The organism is Xanthomonas cucurbitae, from assembly GCF_002939885.1.
Lineage (GTDB): Bacteria > Pseudomonadota > Gammaproteobacteria > Xanthomonadales > Xanthomonadaceae > Xanthomonas > Xanthomonas cucurbitae.
Window position 1 is genome coordinate 1 of sequence record NZ_MDED01000050.1, and the last position, 20,068, is coordinate 20,068.

The 20,068-nt window shown below is 59.4% G+C and carries 23 protein-coding genes and 1 pseudogene; 10 read left to right on the plus strand and 14 right to left on the minus strand.

What is annotated here, in order from left to right; translation table 11 throughout:
• Positions 1-697 precede the first annotated feature (697 nt).
• From XcuCFBP2542_RS17190 to sctU, 12 genes are all read right to left on the minus strand, one after another.
• Positions 698-1,675, minus strand: coding sequence for a pectate lyase (locus XcuCFBP2542_RS17190; protein ID WP_104605293.1), 978 nt, complete (start codon positions 1,673-1,675; stop codon positions 698-700).
• Between the two features lie 270 nt (positions 1,676-1,945).
• Positions 1,946-2,416, minus strand: a complete 471-nt coding sequence (locus XcuCFBP2542_RS17195) for a CesT family type III secretion system chaperone (RefSeq protein ID WP_104605253.1) — start codon at positions 2,414-2,416, stop codon at positions 1,946-1,948.
• 63 nt (positions 2,417-2,479) lie between these two features.
• Positions 2,480-2,746 carry a serine kinase gene (locus XcuCFBP2542_RS17200; protein WP_104605255.1) on the minus strand — a complete coding sequence of 89 codons (267 nt, stop codon included), beginning with the start codon at positions 2,744-2,746 and terminating at the stop codon, positions 2,480-2,482.
• A 75-nt stretch (positions 2,747-2,821) separates the two neighbouring features.
• Positions 2,822-3,064 carry a serine kinase gene (locus tag XcuCFBP2542_RS17205; RefSeq protein WP_104605257.1) on the minus strand — a complete coding sequence of 81 codons (243 nt, stop codon included), beginning with the start codon at positions 3,062-3,064 and terminating at the stop codon, positions 2,822-2,824.
• A 35-nt stretch (positions 3,065-3,099) separates the two neighbouring features.
• Entirely contained in the window at positions 3,100-4,038 is a 939-nt protein-coding gene (gene hrpD5, locus XcuCFBP2542_RS17210) for an HrpD5 family protein (RefSeq protein ID WP_104605259.1), read from the minus strand.
• Positions 4,035-4,676 (minus strand): 4-hydroxyphenylacetate catabolism regulator HpaA, encoded by a 642-nt coding sequence (locus tag XcuCFBP2542_RS17215; RefSeq protein WP_223214368.1) that lies wholly within the window; start codon positions 4,674-4,676, stop codon positions 4,035-4,037. Before XcuCFBP2542_RS17215 ends, hrpD5 begins: the two co-directional genes overlap by 4 nt.
• Before the next feature lie 155 nt (positions 4,677-4,831).
• The gene (sctS, locus tag XcuCFBP2542_RS17220; protein WP_104605263.1) at positions 4,832-5,092 is read right to left on the minus strand and encodes a type III secretion system export apparatus subunit SctS; all 261 of its coding nucleotides are present in this window, start codon (positions 5,090-5,092) and stop codon (positions 4,832-4,834) included.
• A 4-nt stretch (positions 5,093-5,096) separates the two neighbouring features.
• Positions 5,097-5,741, minus strand: coding sequence for a type III secretion system export apparatus subunit SctR (sctR, locus tag XcuCFBP2542_RS17225; RefSeq protein WP_104605265.1), 645 nt, complete (start codon positions 5,739-5,741; stop codon positions 5,097-5,099).
• On the minus strand, positions 5,728-6,624 hold the full coding sequence (gene sctQ / locus XcuCFBP2542_RS17230) for a type III secretion system cytoplasmic ring protein SctQ (RefSeq protein ID WP_104605267.1): 897 nt from the start codon (positions 6,622-6,624) through the stop codon (positions 5,728-5,730). The genes sctR and sctQ overlap by 14 nt, the downstream gene beginning before the upstream one ends.
• Positions 6,625-6,776: 152 nt before the next feature.
• Positions 6,777-7,394, minus strand: coding sequence for a type III secretion system protein SctP (gene sctP / locus XcuCFBP2542_RS17235; protein WP_104605269.1), 618 nt, complete (start codon positions 7,392-7,394; stop codon positions 6,777-6,779).
• Positions 7,394-9,316, minus strand: coding sequence for an FHIPEP family type III secretion protein (locus XcuCFBP2542_RS17240; protein WP_104605271.1), 1,923 nt, complete (start codon positions 9,314-9,316; stop codon positions 7,394-7,396). The genes sctP and XcuCFBP2542_RS17240 overlap by 1 nt, the downstream gene beginning before the upstream one ends.
• 8 nt (positions 9,317-9,324) lie before the next feature.
• Positions 9,325-10,401 carry a type III secretion system export apparatus subunit SctU gene (sctU, locus tag XcuCFBP2542_RS17245; RefSeq protein WP_104605273.1) on the minus strand — a complete coding sequence of 359 codons (1,077 nt, stop codon included), beginning with the start codon at positions 10,399-10,401 and terminating at the stop codon, positions 9,325-9,327.
• A gap of 214 nt (positions 10,402-10,615) precedes the next feature.
• Between sctU and XcuCFBP2542_RS17250 the strand changes: the two genes are divergently transcribed.
• From XcuCFBP2542_RS17250 to sctC, 9 genes are all read left to right on the plus strand, one after another.
• Complete coding sequence (locus XcuCFBP2542_RS17250) at positions 10,616-11,071, plus strand: HrpB1 family type III secretion system apparatus protein (RefSeq protein WP_104605275.1); 456 nt, start codon at positions 10,616-10,618, stop codon at positions 11,069-11,071.
• Between the two features lie 31 nt (positions 11,072-11,102).
• Positions 11,103-11,495 (plus strand): type III secretion protein HrpB2, encoded by a 393-nt coding sequence (locus tag XcuCFBP2542_RS17255; RefSeq protein ID WP_104605277.1) that lies wholly within the window; start codon positions 11,103-11,105, stop codon positions 11,493-11,495.
• Position 11,496: 1 nt separating this feature from the next.
• Entirely contained in the window at positions 11,497-12,273 is a 777-nt protein-coding gene (gene sctJ, locus XcuCFBP2542_RS17260; protein ID WP_104605279.1) for a type III secretion system inner membrane ring lipoprotein SctJ, read from the plus strand.
• Positions 12,270-12,911: a type III secretion protein HrpB4 gene (locus tag XcuCFBP2542_RS17265; RefSeq protein ID WP_223214367.1), complete on the plus strand. Its 642-nt coding sequence runs from the start codon at positions 12,270-12,272 to the stop codon at positions 12,909-12,911. The genes sctJ and XcuCFBP2542_RS17265 overlap by 4 nt, the downstream gene beginning before the upstream one ends.
• Positions 12,896-13,594 (plus strand): type III secretion system stator protein SctL, encoded by a 699-nt coding sequence (gene sctL, locus XcuCFBP2542_RS17270; protein ID WP_104605281.1) that lies wholly within the window; start codon positions 12,896-12,898, stop codon positions 13,592-13,594. Before XcuCFBP2542_RS17265 ends, sctL begins: the two co-directional genes overlap by 16 nt.
• A gap of 1 nt (position 13,595) precedes the next feature.
• The gene (sctN, locus tag XcuCFBP2542_RS17275; protein WP_274391988.1) at positions 13,596-14,912 is read left to right on the plus strand and encodes a type III secretion system ATPase SctN; all 1,317 of its coding nucleotides are present in this window, start codon (positions 13,596-13,598) and stop codon (positions 14,910-14,912) included.
• Positions 14,905-15,414 carry a serine kinase gene (locus tag XcuCFBP2542_RS17280; protein WP_104605285.1) on the plus strand — a complete coding sequence of 170 codons (510 nt, stop codon included), beginning with the start codon at positions 14,905-14,907 and terminating at the stop codon, positions 15,412-15,414. The genes sctN and XcuCFBP2542_RS17280 overlap by 8 nt, the downstream gene beginning before the upstream one ends.
• Positions 15,411-16,238 (plus strand): type III secretion system export apparatus subunit SctT, encoded by an 828-nt coding sequence (gene sctT, locus XcuCFBP2542_RS17285; RefSeq protein WP_104605287.1) that lies wholly within the window; start codon positions 15,411-15,413, stop codon positions 16,236-16,238. Before XcuCFBP2542_RS17280 ends, sctT begins: the two co-directional genes overlap by 4 nt.
• A gap of 167 nt (positions 16,239-16,405) precedes the next feature.
• Positions 16,406-18,220 (plus strand): type III secretion system outer membrane ring subunit SctC, encoded by a 1,815-nt coding sequence (gene sctC, locus XcuCFBP2542_RS17290; RefSeq protein WP_104605289.1) that lies wholly within the window; start codon positions 16,406-16,408, stop codon positions 18,218-18,220.
• 111 nt (positions 18,221-18,331) lie between these two features.
• Here sctC and xopA read toward each other — a convergent pair whose 3' ends face one another.
• Positions 18,332-18,739, minus strand: a complete 408-nt coding sequence (gene xopA / locus XcuCFBP2542_RS17295) for a XopA/Hpa1 family type III secretion system protein (RefSeq protein ID WP_104605291.1) — start codon at positions 18,737-18,739, stop codon at positions 18,332-18,334.
• Between the two features lie 374 nt (positions 18,740-19,113).
• On the opposite strand from xopA, the gene XcuCFBP2542_RS17300 reads away from it, so the two are divergent.
• Positions 19,114-19,692 (plus strand): lytic transglycosylase domain-containing protein, encoded by a 579-nt coding sequence (locus tag XcuCFBP2542_RS17300; protein WP_223214366.1) that lies wholly within the window; start codon positions 19,114-19,116, stop codon positions 19,690-19,692.
• Positions 19,693-19,764: 72 nt separating this feature from the next.
• On the opposite strand, the pseudogene XcuCFBP2542_RS20125 reads toward XcuCFBP2542_RS17300, so the two are convergent.
• Positions 19,765-19,953 (minus strand): annotated as a pseudogene (locus tag XcuCFBP2542_RS20125) (hypothetical protein); the annotation flags it as partial.
• Between the last annotated feature and the right edge of the window lie 115 nt (positions 19,954-20,068).

The window sequence follows — 20,068 nt, forward strand, 5'->3', positions numbered from 1 at the left end:
GCTTTGAAGACATCGGGGAGATCCGTTGGGAAGAACGCGATATCCCAACGGGCTGCTGGCTGCTTGTATAGGTGAGGTTGGCGGACGCTTACAGTACAACAAGGACCCCAAGCCGTTGAAGTAGACGTTCGCCGATCCCACTCGGCGCATTACAGCCGATTTCTCGGATTCAGTGGACTAGCGGCAGCAACAGTGACTGCGCGGCGGCCATCTCAGGGTAGTGCTGGCAAGCGACTGGCGAGTGGGCGTAGGTCCGTGGCAGCATGATTTGCCGGAAATACGTGCGACTTTCCAGGCCTGACTGTGGCCTTGATCCGTTCCAATACCTGGCGGCCTGAGTCGATCGCTTGCCCTCGCAGGGGCGGACCGTCGGCACCGCCGAAACCCGTGGGTGTACCCGGGAAGACAAGCACTGCAGTGTCGAACTTTGGTGCGTGATACCTGTCCCAGAGAGGCGAGGGAGTTCGCATACGTGGCGCCGCGTGGGCCGCCCCTCTCCGTCGTGATCTTCAGATAACCGAATGCCTGGCACCGGGTCATGTGCCGCGCGAGACGCCTCGTCGACGCTGAAGGGCAAGCCACTGCATCGAGGTGCCAGGTGATCGTCAGTTGGGCAGGTGCGATACAGCCATCGCCGCGCCCTGCAGAGATCGCATCCGCCGGGGCGCGACGGGGATAACGTCCTGCAGGAACGCGGCTAACCGCTGTAGGCCTTATGACCGATACGCGTCGCCCCGATCGCCTGGGATGCATTAGGAGCAATTACCTGGTAGGGCGCATCGGTCCTCAGGTTTGTAAAATTGACCATTGCACTGGGCGCGTCTGTACGGAAGACCGCTTCCTTCACATGGTTGAATTGGCAGTTCTCGATCTGCAGATGCGTGTTGATATCCGTATGCCCGCCATTGGTGCGGAAAACCTTGCCGGCACCGTTCACGGTGCAGCCACGCATCACCACGTCTGCAGGGCCGTTGTCTTGCACGATTTTGTCCGAGGCATTGTTGAATGTGCAATTGATGATCTCGACGTGCGGCCGTCCGCTGACTCCGGGACCGCAGCCGGCAATGCGAGAATCATGCTCACGGTTGCCCTGCCCATCAATGGTTATGGCATCCTCGCTGACGTCCTCGTTGACGCAATTGACCATCTTGCCACTGCCCAGAAAATGCACACCGTCGCCGCCGCCTTTCATACGGACATTGCATAGGGAGCCGCCGTCTTCCACGATGAACAATGGTTGTTGGTGCTCGTTTTGGGAACCATCGCCCAGGCTGCTGCCGCCGATGTAGGTCTGGTTCTTGCCATCAAACACTTCGCCCTTGTGCACCACGATGGTCTTGTTCTGGATGCCAGGGGGCGCAGTGACGACGGTACCGGGCGGAAGCGACGCATGCGTACCTGTTGGACTGGATGCCGGTGTGGGGCGGCTAGGCCCGGTGTCAGATGGGGCGTTTCCGTCGTCTGTTTCCATGGTCCGGCCATGATTCCCGGGGTTCCGGCTGCCGCCACCGGTATCGCTGCCGTGTTGTCCGCCGAGATTGGAGAAACAAGGCATAGGGCTGCTGGGCATCGATGGGGGGGGAGGCATGAAGACCGGCGGCTGATCGTTGCCCGAATATTGATGCTGGCGCTGCATCAGGTCCTTGAACATGCGCTGCATGCAATACGCCATCATGCTCATGACCATTGCCGCCAACGCTTGCTCCTGTGAGACGGAGAATGCCGATGACTGGAAATTGGCAGTTGAATGCGGAGCTATGGAAAGACTCATTGGCGGACATCCCTATGCAAGATAAACCCGGTGACGTTGTTCGTCTCGAAATCTGTGCATCTAAGCATGTGAGCTATGACGCAGCACGGCTGACTTAATTGTACGTGCCAGCGTGTTGCACAGCCCGGACATGCTGCTCGTGACGGGCATTGCCCGCAGACGGATGGAAGTGACTTAGGCGCGTAACCATAAGTAGTTTCCCGTCGCGATACCTTCAAACATGTCGTCGTGTGCGATGAAAATATTGTTGTTCCAGTAACGACCGTGCTCGGCGTAGTGGGCCAAGAGATCGCAGATCCATGCTCCATCGAGGTCGGCATCCAGCGGTACGCGAACGATCAATACGATGACGCCGTTCTCGTCAAGCCCGAGTTGCGCCTGATCCTGCGCGTATACCGAAAGATTAGCTTCTAGCAACAGTCGGAAAACGACCAGGGTTCTGCCAGCAGGCGCCAGCCCATAGGACATGCGCAGATACAGCGATTCTTCCTGGACCTCATCGTCTGGCTGCGTCTCTGGCAGGTGCAGGTAGACTTCAAATCCTTCGATCTCGATAGTGCGATGCTCAAGCAGCCCTTGTTTATCTGCAAGCCCAAGGACATCACATAGTTCCGAAACCAGTTGCTCAAAACGTGCCGAGGGCATTGCCGTCCCGTCGTCCAATCCACAGGCCCGTGTTTGCGGGCCTGTGCGAAAAGAAAAAGAAACTTACTGGGTCAGGGTCTTTGCATTTTCTCCTGCTTTCTTGACGACCTGGTTGAGAGCGACGTTGAAATTCAATTCATTCATTTCCTTACTTAAGAAATTGTTGGTGCGCATCTGCCCGGAGACCGAGCCGCCAACCGAGGATCGTAAGGAACTCTCCTGCATGTCTTCACCGAAGTTGTTCAACCCACCATCAAACTTATTTTTGAAACCGCCGATAATTGTGTCCTTGAACGAGCCGCCTCTGTTCAAGCCTTCAAAAATTCCCATGGTATTGCTCCTCTGTTTTAAGCGCGCATGAGTTGCGCATGGAATCCCCGCTGGAGCGAGGGACAGGTTAAGATGTCAAGCAGAAGCCATGATGTGCGTTACTATTGTGTGGGCGGCGGCCATGCCCTCTTGGAGTGTTCCTAGTGCGACGCGTGCTTCTGCGTCGCTGGCGGCCTGCCAGTGCACCTGAACTTGCTGCCTTGTCTTAGCCAGGGCGTCTGTGATGGCAAGCAGACGATGGCCGGTTTGGTCCTCGGACTTGACCTTGAGCAATGCGCTCATGTCTTGGGCGATTTCGTCGGTGATATATTCAAACACGTTGGTACCTCCAATCGATTTCAAATCGGGGGAACTCAGTAACCCGTCGAACTCAGATGTTTTGTTCCATCCGGGGTCTCGACGTAATGCAGGCCATCTGCCAGAAGGGCCGCGTCGTAGTGAGCCGGCAGTTTGGTGGATGGGTCCTGCTGGATGACATCGACGTGGATCGCGCCGATCTGTGATCCCAAGTCGCTACGCAGTTCATCAATACGTCGCGCTGTCCGCTCTGCATCGTCGCTCTGGCCGGCAATGGAAAAGACGCCCCGCCCCTCATATCGGACGTTGAGATTGCGGTCGGCCAAGGTATCGCGAATGGTTGCCAGCACTTCATCCACTACAATCACGTCCAACTTCACTGCGGGCCGATACCCACTTAAGCGCAGGCGCAAACGTGCCGCGTCAGCGCTGCTTGCTACCAGGCCTTCAACCCGCAACTGAGCTCCAGCATGTGCGATGCGCGTCTCGCCCAGACGGAGCTGTCCAAGAACGGCCTTTACCTGCGCATATTGATTCTGCTCGCGCGGTGGCGGAGCAGCCTCGGAAAGGAAGGCCGGTTGCAAGGCGGGCAGCAATGCTGCTGCAACTAGCGCTAGGATCGCCCCGAGGCCTGCGCGTAGCGCCTTGTGCTGCCTTTTGCGCGGCGGAGCATCTGCCTGCGAGGGTGAGGGTGAGGGGAGCAGGCGCTCGATGAGCTCCATGTCGCTGGGCCACTGCGACGCACAATCGCCAACACACAGCACCACATCGCCGAATCGGACTGGATGCATTGCGGTGAATGTCGCGCTCGATGCTTCATCGTTGTGATAGCGAATCTGACCATCCGAATCTACCTCAATAACGAAAGGGCCGCCAGGCCAGTCCTCGATCCTGATGTCGGCGCGTGAATCACTGCCAAGTCCATAGCAACCAGGCAACAAGTCTAGTCGTGCGCCGGCATGCGTTCCAGTGAGTACGCGAATTTGCATGGTCATGAGCGAATCTCTTCATAAGACGAATCGCTGCGCTCTTTCATAAGTGCGTTCAACCGTTTGACCGCGCCTATGCGATCCCGCAGGCGACGTGGCCGCTGTGCATTGAGCAGCATGAGCGGAATCAGCAGATGAAAGCTGCGCAGAGCCGAGGATGCGTTGGACTCTGGCGTGATCAGGGTCAATAGACGCTCGCGCAGGGCCCTTAGCGTTTCTTGGGGTGGTGACGAGCTGCAATGCCGTAAATGATCGCGCATCAGCCTCCAGACTATTGTCGTCAGCGGGGCGCTTTCTGGGTGTGCAAGCTTGATAGCGCGGAACTCGGCAAGCGCGATCACCAGCGCATTGGATGAGGCCGCCTCATTGCTGGTGCATGCCTGTACATAGCGATCTAGAATACCGTCGATATGCGAAAGGATCTCCAGGTTCGACGGGTCTATGGAAGCCAGTGGTCGTTGTGCCGACTGCGGGTCGCCATCGTGCCCGGACGAGTTTTCGTCTCGTTGCCCGTCGTGCTTGTTGTCCTGTGACGGGGCAGCAACGACTTTGACGCGTCCACGCAGCGCTGACACCCGCGCCGCTTCTGCCTCCTGCAGTTCTGCGGCATCAAATCCTTCGTCCATCCCGTCCAGTGCACCCATGCCGCGCCGACGCCTGCGGGGCGAGGGAGCGGGACGGAGCCGATGGTGGATGGTATCGGCGGCTTGTGGCACCTCCGCGTGGGGCACATCCATACTGGTTTGCGGTTGTGCGGGGGCCGTCGGAAGGACCGATCCGGTTGATGGCAGGCGGCGTATCATGGAAAGGCGGCCTGCATCAGTGCCTGCCCGAACTGCAGGATTGCGGCGGCGGCCCAGGGAGCAGTCACCGCGATCGCGGCCACGACGACCACCAGCTTCAGCGCAAAGGAGATCGATGCATCCTGCAACGACATCACCGCCTGCAGGAAAGCGATCAGCAGGCCCGTTGCTGCGGCGACGCCGACCACAGGCAGAGACACCTTGAGGCAGAGCAGCAAGGCTTCGGACGTGAATCTCACCAGATCTTCGTGGTCCATGGCGTCACCGATAACTCAAAACCAGGCCGTGAATGAGCATCGACCAGCCGTCCAATGCCACGAACAACAGCAGCTTGAACGGGATCGCCACATTGGTTGGTGTGACCTGCGAAAGGCCCATGGCCATCAAGGCATTGGCCACGACAAGGTCGATGACAATGAACACCAAATACAGCAGGAAGCCAATCCGAAAGGCTTCGGTAAGTTCGCTGAGCGTGAAGGCAGGAGCCAGTACCAGCAGATCATCGGACTTCAACGCATCAGCCTTGTCCTTTGGCCAGATCTGCTGCGCTGCATGGACAAAAAAAGCCTTCTCGCGCTCGCGGGTATGCTGGAGCAGGAACTCTCGGAAAGGCTTGCGACAAGCGTCCAGCAACACCACGACGCGACTGTTGTCCGCACCTGCGCCGTAGGTTTGTGCGGTCTTGAACGCTTCCATACCCACCGGTGCCATCACGAAGCAGGACACCAGCAATGCGACACCATTGAGAACCATGTTGGGTGGAACCTGCTGTACGCCAATGGCGTTGCGCAACAGGCCTAGCACCACCACGATCTTGGTATAGGAGGTGACCACCATCGCTGCGAAGGGCAAAAGCCCCAGCATGATGACAACCACCAGCAGAGAGCCTACGTCAGGCATCTGCACGAGGTGTCTCCGACATGCTGAGGATTTGCAAGCCCAAATGCTCACCCACCGCCAGCAGGCGACCAATGCCCACGGTCTGGCCATAGACGACTAGCCGGATGTCCGCCTGATCCAGTGGAACCGACAATTCCAGGATTTGACCGGGCTGCAATGCCGACAGCTCCGAGAGCGAAAGCGCAAGCTGGTCAACTTCGAGGCGAACCGGTAATTCCAGCGAAGACAGGTCCGACGCCGGCTGTGCGGCATTGGGTGGAGGTAGATCGTCATGCATGGTGGGGCAAGTCTCCAGAATCATCTGTTGTGGGGTCAGGCGCACCGCGGCACGCATTGAGCCGCTACCCGGGGCCCCCCAAAGCAGCTCGCCTGCGCGCAGCGGCGAGCTGGCAAGGCAGTGCAGCAGCACGTCGCCCGCGCGCAGCGACTGCAACATCCCGGCGGAAGCAGAGCGTTGGCCGATGCACAAGCTGGTGGGGATGCGCAGCGAACCTGGCCACCCGGACACAGGCATCTGAAGTGCCTCGACAGCTCTCTGCAGGGCCGACAGCAAGGCGGGACTCGCGGCCTCCGCGATCATGTCGATGCCGCCGACCGTCACGCCTATACCGGCGGGTTCAGACAACTCGTCGCAGCGGTCGAAAGCGAGGAGCTGCGCCTCGCCAAGTCCCAGCGGTTCAAGGCTGCGCAGCGGTTCGCCCATGAGCAGACCCGCCAGCGCCACGCGAACCTCTCCGTCTGCCTCGTTGGCTACCAACGCTAATCCGTCGCGGGCGGCCACGCAGAATTCCAGGTTGCCGCTGTCCAGTTGCAGGCATGCGCGCACCGCGTCGGCCTGCGGTATGGGCCGCTGATGCAGCCTCACGCCGCAGTGATGGGACAGTCTCATGTCGCCTAGCAATCTGGCTAGTTGCGCAAGTCCCGAAGGCACGTTGGTAAGCGCCTGAGAAACTGCACGTGCCGACGGTACTGGGCTCGGCTCGGATGACAAGACGGAATCCCTCTAGTAATGCAGTTGCCAGGTATGCGGGGATAATTTTTCTAGATAACCTCGATACGGATCTCATGCACGTTGCTGAGTGCAGCTTTCAGGGCAACGCGCAATTGCTCCCTTCCGCTCCAAAGTAGCTCGCGTGCATCGGGAGAGCTACTGTCGAAGCGAAGTAATAGCTGGTCGGGCGAAAGCCTAAGAAATAACGTGGTTTTCCCAATCATGTCCTGGCGAATGGGCAAAGTGGCCTCCCAGATCCCCGCATCACGCACCGGCTGAGAATTGCAGAAATCGGCCACGTGTAACGCAATGCTGTCGATGGACATCTGCGCACATTGCGTTCTGACGAATTCGGCTGCGATCCTTTGGTCCAGACATTCGCGGCCCTCGTCCTGCTGATGCGCACCGTACTGATCGACGTGTGGAGGCGTTGCCTGCACGATGTCCTCTGCGGAGGGCTCGCAGGCTGCGATGCCGATTATGTCGTCGCGTGTTTGGAGTCCGTTCATCTCGCCCCCCGACATGTCCGGCTCGGCAATGCGGCCCGGATGAGGGCGCCGACGCAGCTGCAGGAACTGCACACGCTGTGCCTGCCGTAGTGGTAACGGCGTCACGGTCATAGCCGGAGTGGATAGAATACGCACCGGGCGCATGGGGAGCTTGCGCATCACACCACCACCCGGCCGATTGGCTGCAATTGAACCTCCGTACCCAATTCTTGGAACGAGTAGACCTGTAGCCAGTTGAGACGTGCCTCGATCATCCGGCGGACATACCGACGCACGTCCATTGAGGCGACGATCGCAAGTGGGTGCTGCTGCCTATCTTGTACGATCTGTTCCACCTGCTCGATGAGTTGATTGGCCTGATCGGGTGGAAGGGCCAGGAAGTTACCAGCAGGCGTGGCACGAATTGACTGGCGAATCAGTTGTTCGACGTCGTGATCTAGCATAACCGCCGGCAACTGCCCGGTTCCTGCGGTTGCGGTATGTGCAAGGTAGCGACCGAGGTCGCAGCGGACATATTCGGTCAGCATCAACAGATCCTTCTCCTTGGGGCCCCAGACCACAAGACTCTCGAAAATGATCTTGATGTTGCGGACCGGAATGCGCTCCTCCAGCAGTCGTCGCAGGACATCGGCGATACGTTGTGGCGGCATGGACTTATTGACCTCCGCGACAAGACCCGGATAGTCCACTTCCACTTGCTCGAGCAACCATTGTGTTTCCTGGATACCGACGAACAAATGGGCCCGGGTCTTGAGGGGGGCAATGGCATGTTCGGCAAGCGATGTCTGCAGGTCGGCGCTGTCGCTCAGCTCTTCGCGCCGTTCCGGGACGTCGTGAATCAGGACCTCATACTGCATGCCTTGCAGCGCGTCGCTCTCCCAGATCGCAATGCCTGGGAACGGCAGGCCAAGCAATTCGACCAGCTGGGTGCGTTCCCTGTCGATTGCTTTATCCAGCAATGCTGGATCTAATCTGGCGGCGAGTTGTGCGGACAAGCGCATCGACAGTGGCGAGGCAAATTCGGGCGCACTTTTGCGGATATGCGGCACATTACCCTTGGCACCTTTGCGGCTCATCGATGGTAGCCCCGGCTTGTCGTCGCTGCCGCCGTCGCGTTGCCTGCGCCAGATCGTGTATCCGCCGGTACCCACTGCGGCCGCCAGCAGTAGGAACAGCACGGCCGGGAACCCCGGCACGAATGCAAAACACGCCAGAAGCACGCTTGCAGCGAGCAATGCGCGAGAATTGCTGGTCAGCTGCCTACCGATATCCAGGCCTAGCGAACTGACTTTGGTCTCGTTTTCGTTGGCCACGCGAGTGATCATCACGCCAGCGGCCACCGAGATCAGCAACGAGGCGATCTGCGACACCATGGCATCGCCCACCGACAGGATCGCAAAGCGGTTTGCGGCCTCGCCCGCCGTCATGCCGTGATAGGTAACGCCAACGACAATGCCAGCCAGGATGTTCACCAGCGTGATTACCAGCCCTGCGATCGCATCGCCCTTTACAAACTTCATGGCGCCATCCATGCCGCCATGTAGCTGACTCTCAATGGCCAGACGTGCGCGTTTGCCGCGCGCTTCTTCGGCAGTCAGGTTGCCGCCTCGCAAGTCTGCGTCGATGCTCATCTGTTTGCCGGGCATTGCATCGAGCGTGAAGCGTGCGCCCACCTCCGCAACGCGCTCGGAGCCCTTGGCTATCACAATGAACTGAACGGTGGTGATAATCAGGAACACCACCAGGCCTACGACGATGTTGCCGCCGACCACCAATTCCCCGAAGCTCTCGATGATGTGGCCGGCCTCGGCGTGCAACAGGATCGATTTGGTGGAGGCGATGTTCAAGGACAGCCGCAGCAGGGTGGTGAAGAGCAATAACGAGGGGAACGAAGAGAGTGATATCGAGTCCGGTACATACATCGTCACCATCAACAGCACCACGCTGAGTGTGATGTTGATACCGAGCAACATGTCGATCAGCGGCGTGGGCAGCGGCAGGATCATCAGTCCGATCACGGCCACGACGAGGGCAGCGATGGCCACCTCGCCGGTATATGCGAAATAGCGTGTCAGTCGCATGTAGTCTCCTAGCAAGGCAGATGGCTGTGGCCGTCGTTGTCGTTAGCGCCGCCGAGTTCATCCACCCACCGCAGCACGACTGCCACGGTTTCGAATAGTGCTTCGGGAACCGCATCGCCGAGTTCAACCTGGTGCAAGGCGCGCGCAAGGGGAGGGTTGGCTACGATCGGAATGCCGGTTTGGTGCGCAAACGCACGCAGCGCCATTGCCTCATCATCCGTTCCCTTCGCGACCACCTGCGGCAATCCGAAGCCGTCGGGATCGTAGGCAAGCGCGACCGCATAGTGGGTCGGGTTGACCACCATGACCTTGGCCTTCGCCAGCCGTTCGCGCGGATCGCCGAATACCAGCTCCTTGGCGAACTCCTTGCGCTTCCCCTTCACTTCCGGGTCGCCCTCGCTTTCCTTGTGCTCGCGCTTCTGCTCATCCTTGCTCATTCGCTTGTCCCGAATGAATAGCCAGTGCTGAATGCTCCAGTCCGCAGCACCTACAATGACGAACGTGAGCGCTGCCAGCGCACATAGCGTGCCGAGCGCTCGCCAGCTTATTTGTGCGATGTTGGATGGGGGCTGGTAGGCGAGGCCGATGATGGCCGGCAACAAGGAACGCACGCCTACCCAGAGCACTACGCCGATAATCAACGCCTTGGCGGTCAACTTCACCAGGTTGATAAAGCTTCGTAGCGAGAAGAGCTTCTTTAAGCCGTTGACCGGGTTGAGTGAGTCGAACTTGGGCGTGACAGGTTTCAGCGAAACGTTCATTCCGGTTTGCAGGAAGGCACCAGTCAGAGCTGCGATCATGCAGGCGACGAGAAACGGAATTGCAAGCCAGAGGGCCTGCAATCCGATCGAAGCAATCGCGCGCTGCAGAGAAATTCCATCGCGCGTTTTGGCGTTGATGTCAAAGCCAATGGTCACCAGCGCGCGCAAGTGCGAGGCAAAATAGGTGCCTGCGAGAGTGATGACCAACAATCCTCCCAGAAGAACGGCAGCTGCGGTTACATCCGGGCTGATAGTCAGCTCACCATCACGGCGCGCATCCTGGAGCCGCTTTTCAGTCGGCTTTTCGGTTTTTTCATCGGACATTCACGAACTCCGGCCTGTATGTCCAGGAAATTAGTTTGTACACACCTTTTCGAGGCCGTAGACGTCCCGCGCGAACGTATGTGTGGACGGGCGAAGTGTGGCGTGTCCTTTCGCAATGGTGGGCCGATATTCGCTTTAAGGAAGTTGTTTTCTGTGCAAGTAGGTAACGTTACGCACGTCCTCTATTCGACGCCGTCAAGCAACGAGGTGAAATATGGAGAAAATTGAATGCCCGGCATCGGTAGTCACGGGTCTTATTGAGTTGATCACGGTTGGATTGACGCATGATAAGCTGAATGAGGCAGGCGCTGTACTCGCTGCCGTGCGAGTGCTTCGGCCGGAACTGAAAGCGCTGGACACGTTTGATGCATGGATTGCGATCAAGCGCGGAAATTATTTGGAAGGATCGCGCCTGCTGCGCGAGATGGAGGTTGACACCTCCTCCAATCCACTGTGCAAGGCGCTTTATGCATGCTGCATGTTCGCGGTGGGAGATGCTTCTTGGCACGGCATCGCAGATAGCCTGATCGAAGCGGATGCTGATGCCGATGCAGTCGCTTTGGTGAAGGCGCTGTCAGGCCGCTACTCGGCGATGCCTGGCGCATCTGACGTGTCAGTCGACGAAAGTGCGCCAATAGAGATGCCGAACGCGCATTACCTGCGCGCCTGATCCGACTTCAATCCAGCAGGAAAGATTCGCCATGACGATTATTCCTCCTGTCGCACCGATTGCCGCGAGCACCGGTGTTTCGACGCAAGCGCTAGCGCCTGGCGTAGCGCCACACCAGACACTGGTCAATCGATTCCAGACTCTGATGCAGTCATCCAGTGCGTTGCCGCCCCAGATGCAGCGTGTGGGAGAGCCGAGCATGATGAGCAGGATAGTCGATGTGCAGAACGACAGTGTGCGCACCATCTCCGATCATATCGAGGCATTCAGCGCACAGGCACCGAACCTGGGCCCGCAGGAGATGGCAGCGCAGCAAATAAAGCTGATGAACGAACTCACGATGGTTGGCTTCAATCTCAATGTAAGCGTAGGCGTTGCTCAGTCGGGGAAGTCCGCCGTGCAGACACTGTTCAAGAACCAATAACATGCGTTCGATCAGATATGTGGTGGTGTTGCTCTTGGTGCTGCTGCTGTCCGCTTGCAGCCAGCAGCTGTACTCCGGACTTACTGAAAACGATGCAAACGACATGTTGGCAGTGCTGTTGCGTGCGGGCGTGGACGCGGAAAAGGTAACGCCCGACGACGGCAAGACCTGGGCGATCAATGCCCCTCGCGATCAGGTGTCCTACTCGCTGGATGTGTTGCGTACCCATGGCATGCCTCATCAGCGTCATGCCAACCTCGGTGAGATGTTCAAGAAGGATGGGCTGATTTCCACCCCGACCGAAGAGCGCGTACGTTTTATTTATGGTGTCTCCCAGCAACTGTCGCAGACCTTGTCGAATATCGACGGTGTCATCGCTGCCGACGTGGAGATAGTATTGCCAAACAATGACCCACTTTCCACGTCGATCAAGCCCTCCAGCGCGGCAGTATTCATCAAATTCAACGTTGGGAGCGATCTGACCAGCCTGGTGCCGAGCATCAAGACACTCGTGGTGCACAGCGTGGAAGGGCTAAGCTACGAAAATGTCAGCGTCACGATGGTGCCTGGAGGTGTGGAAGGCGACGCAGGATTTGGCACATCGGTACCAGCACGTAGCCTAGTATTGCCGTGGGCGGCCGGTGGTGGGCTGGTACTGTGCCTGGCGGTTGGAGCAGTTAGGTTTTGGTACTGGCCGTCGGCGCGCGCAGGCCGCTGGAGCGGGTTGCAACGACTGCGCCAACTGGGCAGGAAGCGCAAGGTCGAGACTGGCGGATGAACGACGTATCGATGGGCAAGCCGGAGCAGGATCTTCTGCCCTGGATATTGCAATGGGTGGCTCATGTGAACGCTCTGGCGCTTACGATGCAGGCGGATCAGGCTGGGCACTGGCTTGGCCCCGCTGCGGCCAATGCGTGGCAACAGGCGCCTGTGCACCATCGCGTGCGCGCGATCCGGGCGTGGCTGGGTTGGTCGCGTGCAATCTTGCCGGCGGCCGACACGCTGGCTCACCGCCTGCTCTTGCTGGGGCCCGAGCTATTGGCCAATGTGTTGATGATCCGGGCATTGTTTTCCCGCGTGCTCGAGTTGCGTCGCTGCATTGAAGGCGAGCGCCTCATATGGTTCGAGAACTGCGTTGGGGCGAAGGTATTCGAGGACCTGCGTCATCGTGCGGTAAGCGTGGTCGCACTGCCATTGTTGCCACGCGATGCCGACCGTGCGGATTGGATTGGCGATGGCTGGCGCCGGCTACTGGCCGATGGCGTATGGTCGGACCCATGTCTGGCAAAGCTTTCGGGCCTAGCCCTGCCATTGCGTGCCGCGCAGGTACCGCCGGTTGTTGCAGACGGCGCAAGTGTCGCCTTTCTGGAGGTTCTGCCCGACCTAATGCCGGAGCTGTCATGCGCCTGTGGTTGAGATCCGCAACTGAGGCGGTCGGCCTGGACTGCGACGTCATCCCGCGGGAAGCGTTAGCGGAGTTATTGGATCTGGATGCGGCGGCTGTTGCAGTGAAGGCGCGTTGTGAGCGCTGTGTGGCCGAAGCGCAGGAACGAGCGCAGGCACTGATCGAGGATGCGCAAAAGCAGGCCGATTCCCTGTTGGGTGCGGCACAGGACAAGTTTGATCGCAGCGCCCGCCTGGGCTACGCGGCCGGGATACGTCGCCAGCTGGATGACTGGAACATGAAGGGCGCAAGGCACGCTTTCGCCGCCACTGCCGCTGCATACCGGGCTCGCGAGCGTCTGGCCGAGCTGGTCGCGCGAGCCTGCGAGCAGGTGGTGCACGTACAGGATCCGGCAGCGCTCTATGCATGTGCAGCGCAGGCCTTAGTAAGTGCACTGGATCAGGCCACAGTTCTGCGTGTGAGTGTGCATCCGGATGCCGTGGCCGACGCCCGCCGCGCATTCGATCAGGAGACGGCGGAGATCGGATGGACGTGCTCGATCGATGTATGCGCCGATGCTGAGCTTGCACCGGGGCGGTGCGTCTGCGAATGGGATACCGGCGTGTTCGAGGCCGACCTGCGCGATGAACTGCGTAGCTTGCGTCGAGTCATCCGCCGCGTCCTGACTGCGGAGGCGACGCAGGATGTCGCCTGAGGTGTATCTGCCCGATGGGCTGTTCGAGCGCGAACTGACCACCCTGGCGTTCGGGCAGCGCTACGGGAAAGTGGTCGAAGTGACCGGCACCATGCTCAAGGTAGCCGGGGTGCAGGTGAGCCTGGGCGAGGTGTGTGAGTTGCGCCAGCGCGACGGTACGCTGCTGCAGCGCGCGGAAGTGGTGGGTTTCAACCGTACGCTTGCACTACTGGCGCCGTTCGGCGATGTGGTGGGTCTGTCGCGTGACACTCGTGTGGCCGGATCAGGGAGGCCGTTGGCTGTACCGGTTGGGCTGGCGTTGCTGGGCCGCGTGCTCGATGGCCTGGGCGAGCCATCCGATGGCGTCGGGCCTATTGTCTGTGACGCGTGGGTGCCAATCCAGGCGCAGGCTCCGGATCCGATGCGCCGGCAACTGATCGAGCAGCCCATGCCGACCGGCGTACGTATTGTCGATGGGCTGATGACGCTCGGTGAGGGACAGCGCATGGGCATCTTCGCCGCTGCCGGCGTTGGGAAAAGTACCTTGATGGGAATGTTCGCGCGCGGCACGCAGTGCGACGTCAACGTAATCGTGCTCATTGGCGAGCGCGGGCGTGAAGTGCGCGAGTTCATCGAGCTGACTCTGGGTGAAGACGGGCTGGCGCGCAGCGTGGTGGTGTGCGCCACCTCGGATCGCTCATCGATCGAGCGCGCCAAAGCGGCCTACGTGGGAACCGCCATCGCCGAATACTTTCGTGACCAGGGTATGCGCGTACTGTTGATGATGGATTCGCTGACCCGCTTTGCGCGAGCGCAACGCGAGATTGGCCTGGCGGCGGGCGAGCCGCCGACGCGGCGCGGCTTTCCGCCGTCCGTGTTCGCGGAGTTGCCGCGTCTGCTCGAGCGTGCGGGCATGGGCGAAAACGGTTCGATTACGGCGTTCTACACAGTTCTGGCAGAAGACGACAGCGGGAGCGATCCGATCACCGAGGAAGTCCGCGGCCTCCTCGACGGGCACCTGGTTCTATCCCGCGAGATTGCCGCCAAGAACCAATATCCGGCCATTGACGTACTGGGCAGCCTGAGCCGTGTGATGAGTCAGATCGTGGCGCCCCAGCAGCAACGGCATGCCGGCCAGCTACGACGCTTGCTGGCCAAGTACGCGCAGGTGGAGACCTTGCTGCAGGTCGGTGAATACAAAGAGGGCAGTGATGTTGTTGCCGATGAAGCCATCGCCCGGATCGACCTGATTCGCGAGTTCCTGAGCCAGTCGACCGATGAACTTGAAGACTATGCGCAGACCTTGCATCGGCTTGCCAGCGTGATCGACGATGCATGACCGTTGCGGCATATGGCTCACCCTGCAGCGTCTCAAGGAGCGCCGCAGCGAGCGCACGCAGGAGCGTTTGAACGACTGCCGCCGCGCCGCAGAGCAGGCCGAACGCGCATACGCCGACCGCCTGCAGGAACACGATGCTTGCAAGGAGCGCCTTGTCGCATGCGATCAGGCGCTTGCCGACAAGGCCAGCGCGGGCCAGTCGATCGGGATCCAGTCCATCGTGGAGCATCAGCGCTTCCGTGCGGTGCTGGAAGAGCGTTACCATGCTGCAGCACAGCCGCTCACTGCGGCTAGCCAGGCGCTGCACGATGCCCGTGAGGAAGTTGCGGCCACTCAGCTCGTGCTCTGCAGGCTGCAGACGCAGGCGGAGATGTGCGCGGAAAAAGCGGCCAAGGCGCGGCGTATGGTGCAGGCAGAATGCGAAGCAGCAGAAGAGGAGGAGGCGATTGAAGCGCTGCTCGCGCTACGCTCCTACCGCGCCTTGCATGGAGCAGAACCGTGACCGACCTGGGGAATGCGCTGGTTGCGCTTTCATCGCAGGGCCTTGGGTTGCTGACTCTGCTCGCGCTGTGCGGGGTGCGGGTGTTCGTGGTGTTCTCGATCCTGCCGGCGACTGCACAGGAAAGCCTTCCTGGGCTTGTGCGCAATGGCGTTATCTATGTGCTCAGTACCTTCATTGCCTATGGGCAACCGGATGACACGCTTAGCAGGATCCAGGCAGTCGGTATGGTCGGGCTGGTGTTCAAAGAGGCGTTCATCGGCATGCTCATCGGATTTGCGGCCTCCACGGTGTTCTGGGTTGCCGAGAGCATCGGCTTGGTGGTGGATGATTTGGCCGGCTACAACAATGTGCAGATGATAAATCCGCTGAGCGGCCAGCAGAGTACGCCGGTATCCACCGTGCTGCTACAGCTGTCGATCGTCTCGTTCTACGCCTTGGGTGGAATGTTGATGCTGCTTGCTGCCGTGTTCGAGTCGTTTCAGTGGTGGCCGTTGACGCACATGTCTCCGGACCTGGGTGCGGTCGTTGAGTCGTTCGTCATCCAGCAAGCGGACGGCATGCTCATCGCCATCGTCAAGCTGTCCGCGCCAGTCATGCTCGTGCTGGTTTTTGTGGATCTGGCGATCGGCTTCGTTGCCCGCGCTGCCGACAAGCTTGAGCCGTCGAACTTGAGCCAACCGATCCGCGGCGTGCTGGCACTGTTGCTGCTATCGCTGCTCATGGGCGTCTTTATCGCGCAGTTCAGCGAGTCTCTGGGATTCGTGCACTTCCAGCAGCAGCTGCGTGGTGCGGCAAGTGCCGGCAAAGGAGGCATCTCTCATTGATCTTTTTTGAGACATTGTGGGCCTGGTGCCATCTAGACTCTCTGTGATGTCGCCGCTTGTGCGGACATTGAAGCGACATCGGGCGCTTCGAAGCAGTATGTCCGGACAAGTCCGCACCTGGAATTTCGATCTAAACCTTCTTATCACCGCCTCGCAGGGGGAACGCCATGGCGCATGTCTACACTCCAGTTTACCGCCATCGACGCGCACCGCTATGCGCTGCGCTGCTTTGTCTGCTTCCGATGTTACCAATGTCCGTCACGGCCGCTCCTGTACCGTGGCAGTCGCACACGTTCAAGTATGTTGCCGAACAAAAGGACTTGAAACAGGTATTGCGAGACCTGTCTGCCAGTCAATCCATTACCGCATGGATTTCTCCTGAAGTGACTGGCACGCTCAGTGGAAAATTCGATACTCCTCCGCAGAAGTTTCTCGAGGATTTGTCGGCCACCTTCGGCTTTGTCTGGTACTACGACGGTGCGGTGCTCAGAATCTGGGGGGCGAATGAATTCAAGAGCGTGACCTTGAGCCTTGGAACAGCGCCGACGAGTGCGTTACGCGAGGCGCTAGCTCGCATGCGACTGGATGATCCGCGCTTTCCAGTGCGGTATGACGAAACCACGCATGTGGCGGTGGTCTCCGGACCTCCGGGCTACGTGGAAACGGTGACGGCGATCGCCAAGCAGGTTGAACAGGGCGCGCGCCAGCGCGATGCAACCGAAGTGCAGGTCTTTCAACTTCATTACGCACAGGCCGCCGACCACACGACCCGCATTGCTGGTCAGGACGTTCAAGTGCCTGGAATGGCCAGCCTTTTGCGCAGCATTTATGGGGTACGTGGCGCGTCCACCGCAGCGCTTCCTGGTCCGGGCTCCAATTTCGGACGCTTACAGCCGGTCGGCGGCAGCTCGTCAAATACTTTTGGCAGCGCACCGCAGGGCCAGAACCAAGGTGCAGGCAACGGCATCCTCGGATTGCCTGGCTCATGGTTTGGCGGCGGGGCTGCATCGGAGCGGGTGCCCGTCAGCCCGCCGCTGCCCGGCAGTGGAGTCAATGGGCCGGCCAGCGTCTGGCCAGAAGTCACGCCGGGACAACGCGATACCGCACGCTCTTCCGACATCAGCACTGGCGCTGAGCTCGCTGCTGATGGCCCTGTCATCGAGGCCGACCCGCGAACCAACGCGGTGCTCATCCGCGACCACCCGGAGCGGATGGCAGCGTACGGCAGCCTCATCCAGCAGCTCGACAACCGTCCAAAGCTGCTGCAGATCGACGCGACGATCATCGAGATCCGCGATGGTGCCATGCAGGATCTGGGCGTCGATTGGCGGTACCACAGTAAGCGGGTGGACGTACAGACCGGCGATGGACAGGCAGGCCAGCTCGGCTACGCTGGGAGCTTGAGCGGCGCAGTAATGGCCGGTGCTACCACACCGGCGGGTGGTACGTTGACCGCCGTCCTCGGCGATGCCGGACGTTATCTGATGACGCGGGTATCGGCGCTGGAGCAGACCAACAAGGCTAAGATCGTGTCGACCCCACAGGTGGCGACGCTGGACAATGTGGAGGCAGTAATGGACCACAAGCAGCAAGCCTTCGTGCGTGTCAGTGGCTACGCCTCTGCCGATCTCTATAACCTGTCTGCCGGCGTATCCTTACGAGTCTTGCCCAGTGTGGTCCCTGGGTCTGCAAACGGTCAGATGCGTCTGGATGTGCGGATCGAGGACGGCCAGCTGGGATCCAATACGGTGGACGGTATTCCGGTCATCACGTCCAGTGACATCACAACGCAAGCCTTCGTCGATGAGGGGCAGAGTCTATTGATCGCAGGCTATGCGTCCGACGCCGAGCAAACCGATCTCAACGCGGTACCGGGCTTGTCCAAGATTCCACTGCTCGGAAATCTGTTCAAGCATCGCCAGAAGAATGGTACGCGCATGCAGCGTCTATTTCTGCTGACGCCGCACATCGTCTCACCTTGATGGCTCCAACGGGTCATGGTCCTCTCGTGACCATCCGAGGGCATAACGCCAGCAGGCTGCCGCAGATTGCGGCAGCCTGCATGACCAGAGGGATATGGGGCGCGTGGATTGTCAGACGTTACCGAACAGGCTTGAGTTCAGCTCACTGTGGTTTCCGCTGTTGAAACCGCTGCCCTGTCCCTGTCCCATCATCATTTGCATCACGATCTGCATCAACATCTGCGTCAGCGGACTCATGCCGTTCTGCTGTCTGGGCTGGGATTGGTTGTTTCCAAAGCTGTTATCGCCATTATCGCCATTACAGCCGTCACTGGCATCGCTGCCCTGGTTCTGCTGAAGCAGAGTCATGATAAACATGGCGAGCAACTGATCCAGCTGCTGCTCGGAGGCAGCGGAGGAGGAGCGCTGGTTAGGGTCCTGGAATTGCTGCGGCCCGATATCCATGTATTCCTGCGGCCCCAGATCTCTGATGTTCAGGTGGGTGAAGTTTGAAGAGTTGTTGTAGATTGATGAGTCCATGGTAATTCCTGTCTCATGTGATTGAACTGGGTAAATCGTGTGCTGCCGCTGACTTGCAGTGGGGACACAGCGACCAGGGGCGCTGCACTTCCCCCACCACAACGTAGAACAGGGTACAGAGTTACGCCTGACAAGACGCGAAAGTGCGTTTTTCCCTGCGAACCTGCACAAACAATATTACGACGTTCGCAGTGGCAAGACCGTAATGGAAGCGACGCATGGCCTGATTTCGCTTATGTCATAGCCGCTTCGGTCGATGAACACACGCAGATGCACCGCGCCGTTATGGTATCGCGAGTGAGCGGCGTCGGATCTACCAAGCATGCATGCCAGGGCGCTGTACTGGAGAACTCAACGACGATCAGGTTCAATTGATGATCAAGAGCGATATATTGTCCATGCGCGCGTCAGTGCACGGTATGCGTGCCCAATGTCCACGACGTTGGGGCATCCTTGCCGCAACGCTACAAGTAGAAAATGGCTGGCATGTGTTCCAAGCCCGATATGCCGTTTTATCCTTTCGCCGTCGACGGGCGCTGATGGCGATACTTCTACTATGCGCAGCACCGCTTGCACATGCGGACTGCTTCGAAGAAGCAGCCGGCTATCAGCATGTCAATCCGTGGGTGTTGCGTGCCATCGCCTGGCAGGAATCGCGTGGCCGCGCCGAAGCGATCCATGTCAACAAGAATGGCACCATCGACTACGGAAAAATGCAGATCAATTCGATCCATCTGCGACGTCTTTCTAGTTATGGCATCTCCAGAGATGAGTTGATGCAGCCATGTGTCAGCGTATATGTAGCTGCCTGGCGGTTGCGCGAGATGGTCAATAAGTACGGAAACACCTGGGCTGCGGTGGGCGCCTATCACTCCGAAACGCCTGCGGAACGCAACAAGTATGCGCAGGCGATACACGGGATTCTGCTCAGGCGCGGTGTGATTTCCGAATAGCGCGCCACTATGCCAGACTGTGCCTGGTATGGGGCCACGCGGCAGGTGTCTGAAAGGTAGTTGTCGCCTGATTCAAGCTGCTTTTCGGTGGACGACCTCCGCTGCAACGACCGCCTCTTTCTCGGGATTCAAGGCGGCCGCCTTGATTGGCTGCCAGTTCCGCGTGCGGCCACTCCAACGGGCTGGAGTCGCCTCGCGCGCCTTTTGGTACAGTGCATGGCGCGCCTGCAGGATGGCGATGTCGTCGCCGGCATTGCGTTGGCACGCTTGACGTTGGCCAACATCACATTCAACCAACGTGCTCCCTGGACTTCGGTTGCGGCACGACCACCGCCGGTATCGAGGGTGGTGTGGGCATGCCCAGCCTCCTCCAGAC

Coding starts and splice junctions, on each gene's coding strand:
- XcuCFBP2542_RS17265 (WP_223214367.1), top strand. CDS start 12,270: ATGAACGACGTATCGATGGGCAAGCCGGAGCAGGATCTTCTGCCCTGG.
- sctJ (WP_104605279.1), top strand. CDS start 11,497: ATGCGTTCGATCAGATATGTGGTGGTGTTGCTCTTGGTGCTGCTGCTG.
- sctC (WP_104605289.1), top strand. CDS start 16,406: ATGGCGCATGTCTACACTCCAGTTTACCGCCATCGACGCGCACCGCTA.
- XcuCFBP2542_RS17255 (WP_104605277.1), top strand. CDS start 11,103: ATGACGATTATTCCTCCTGTCGCACCGATTGCCGCGAGCACCGGTGTT.
- XcuCFBP2542_RS17300 (WP_223214366.1), top strand. CDS start 19,114: ATGATCAAGAGCGATATATTGTCCATGCGCGCGTCAGTGCACGGTATG.
- XcuCFBP2542_RS17280 (WP_104605285.1), top strand. CDS start 14,905: ATGCATGACCGTTGCGGCATATGGCTCACCCTGCAGCGTCTCAAGGAG.
- XcuCFBP2542_RS17200 (WP_104605255.1), bottom strand. CDS start 2,746: ATGGGAATTTTTGAAGGCTTGAACAGAGGCGGCTCGTTCAAGGACACA.
- XcuCFBP2542_RS17240 (WP_104605271.1), bottom strand. CDS start 9,316: ATGCGACTGACACGCTATTTCGCATATACCGGCGAGGTGGCCATCGCT.
- XcuCFBP2542_RS17215 (WP_223214368.1), bottom strand. CDS start 4,676: ATGGGTGCACTGGACGGGATGGACGAAGGATTTGATGCCGCAGAACTG.
- XcuCFBP2542_RS17190 (WP_104605293.1), bottom strand. CDS start 1,675: ATGATGGCGTATTGCATGCAGCGCATGTTCAAGGACCTGATGCAGCGC.
- sctP (WP_104605269.1), bottom strand. CDS start 7,394: ATGCGCAAGCTCCCCATGCGCCCGGTGCGTATTCTATCCACTCCGGCT.
- sctL (WP_104605281.1), top strand. CDS start 12,896: ATGCGCCTGTGGTTGAGATCCGCAACTGAGGCGGTCGGCCTGGACTGC.
- sctU (WP_104605273.1), bottom strand. CDS start 10,401: ATGTCCGATGAAAAAACCGAAAAGCCGACTGAAAAGCGGCTCCAGGAT.
- sctQ (WP_104605267.1), bottom strand. CDS start 6,624: ATGAGACTGTCCCATCACTGCGGCGTGAGGCTGCATCAGCGGCCCATA.
- sctS (WP_104605263.1), bottom strand. CDS start 5,092: ATGGACCACGAAGATCTGGTGAGATTCACGTCCGAAGCCTTGCTGCTC.
- hrpD5 (WP_104605259.1), bottom strand. CDS start 4,038: ATGACCATGCAAATTCGCGTACTCACTGGAACGCATGCCGGCGCACGA.
- XcuCFBP2542_RS17195 (WP_104605253.1), bottom strand. CDS start 2,416: ATGCCCTCGGCACGTTTTGAGCAACTGGTTTCGGAACTATGTGATGTC.
- xopA (WP_104605291.1), bottom strand. CDS start 18,739: ATGGACTCATCAATCTACAACAACTCTTCAAACTTCACCCACCTGAAC.
- XcuCFBP2542_RS17250 (WP_104605275.1), top strand. CDS start 10,616: ATGGAGAAAATTGAATGCCCGGCATCGGTAGTCACGGGTCTTATTGAG.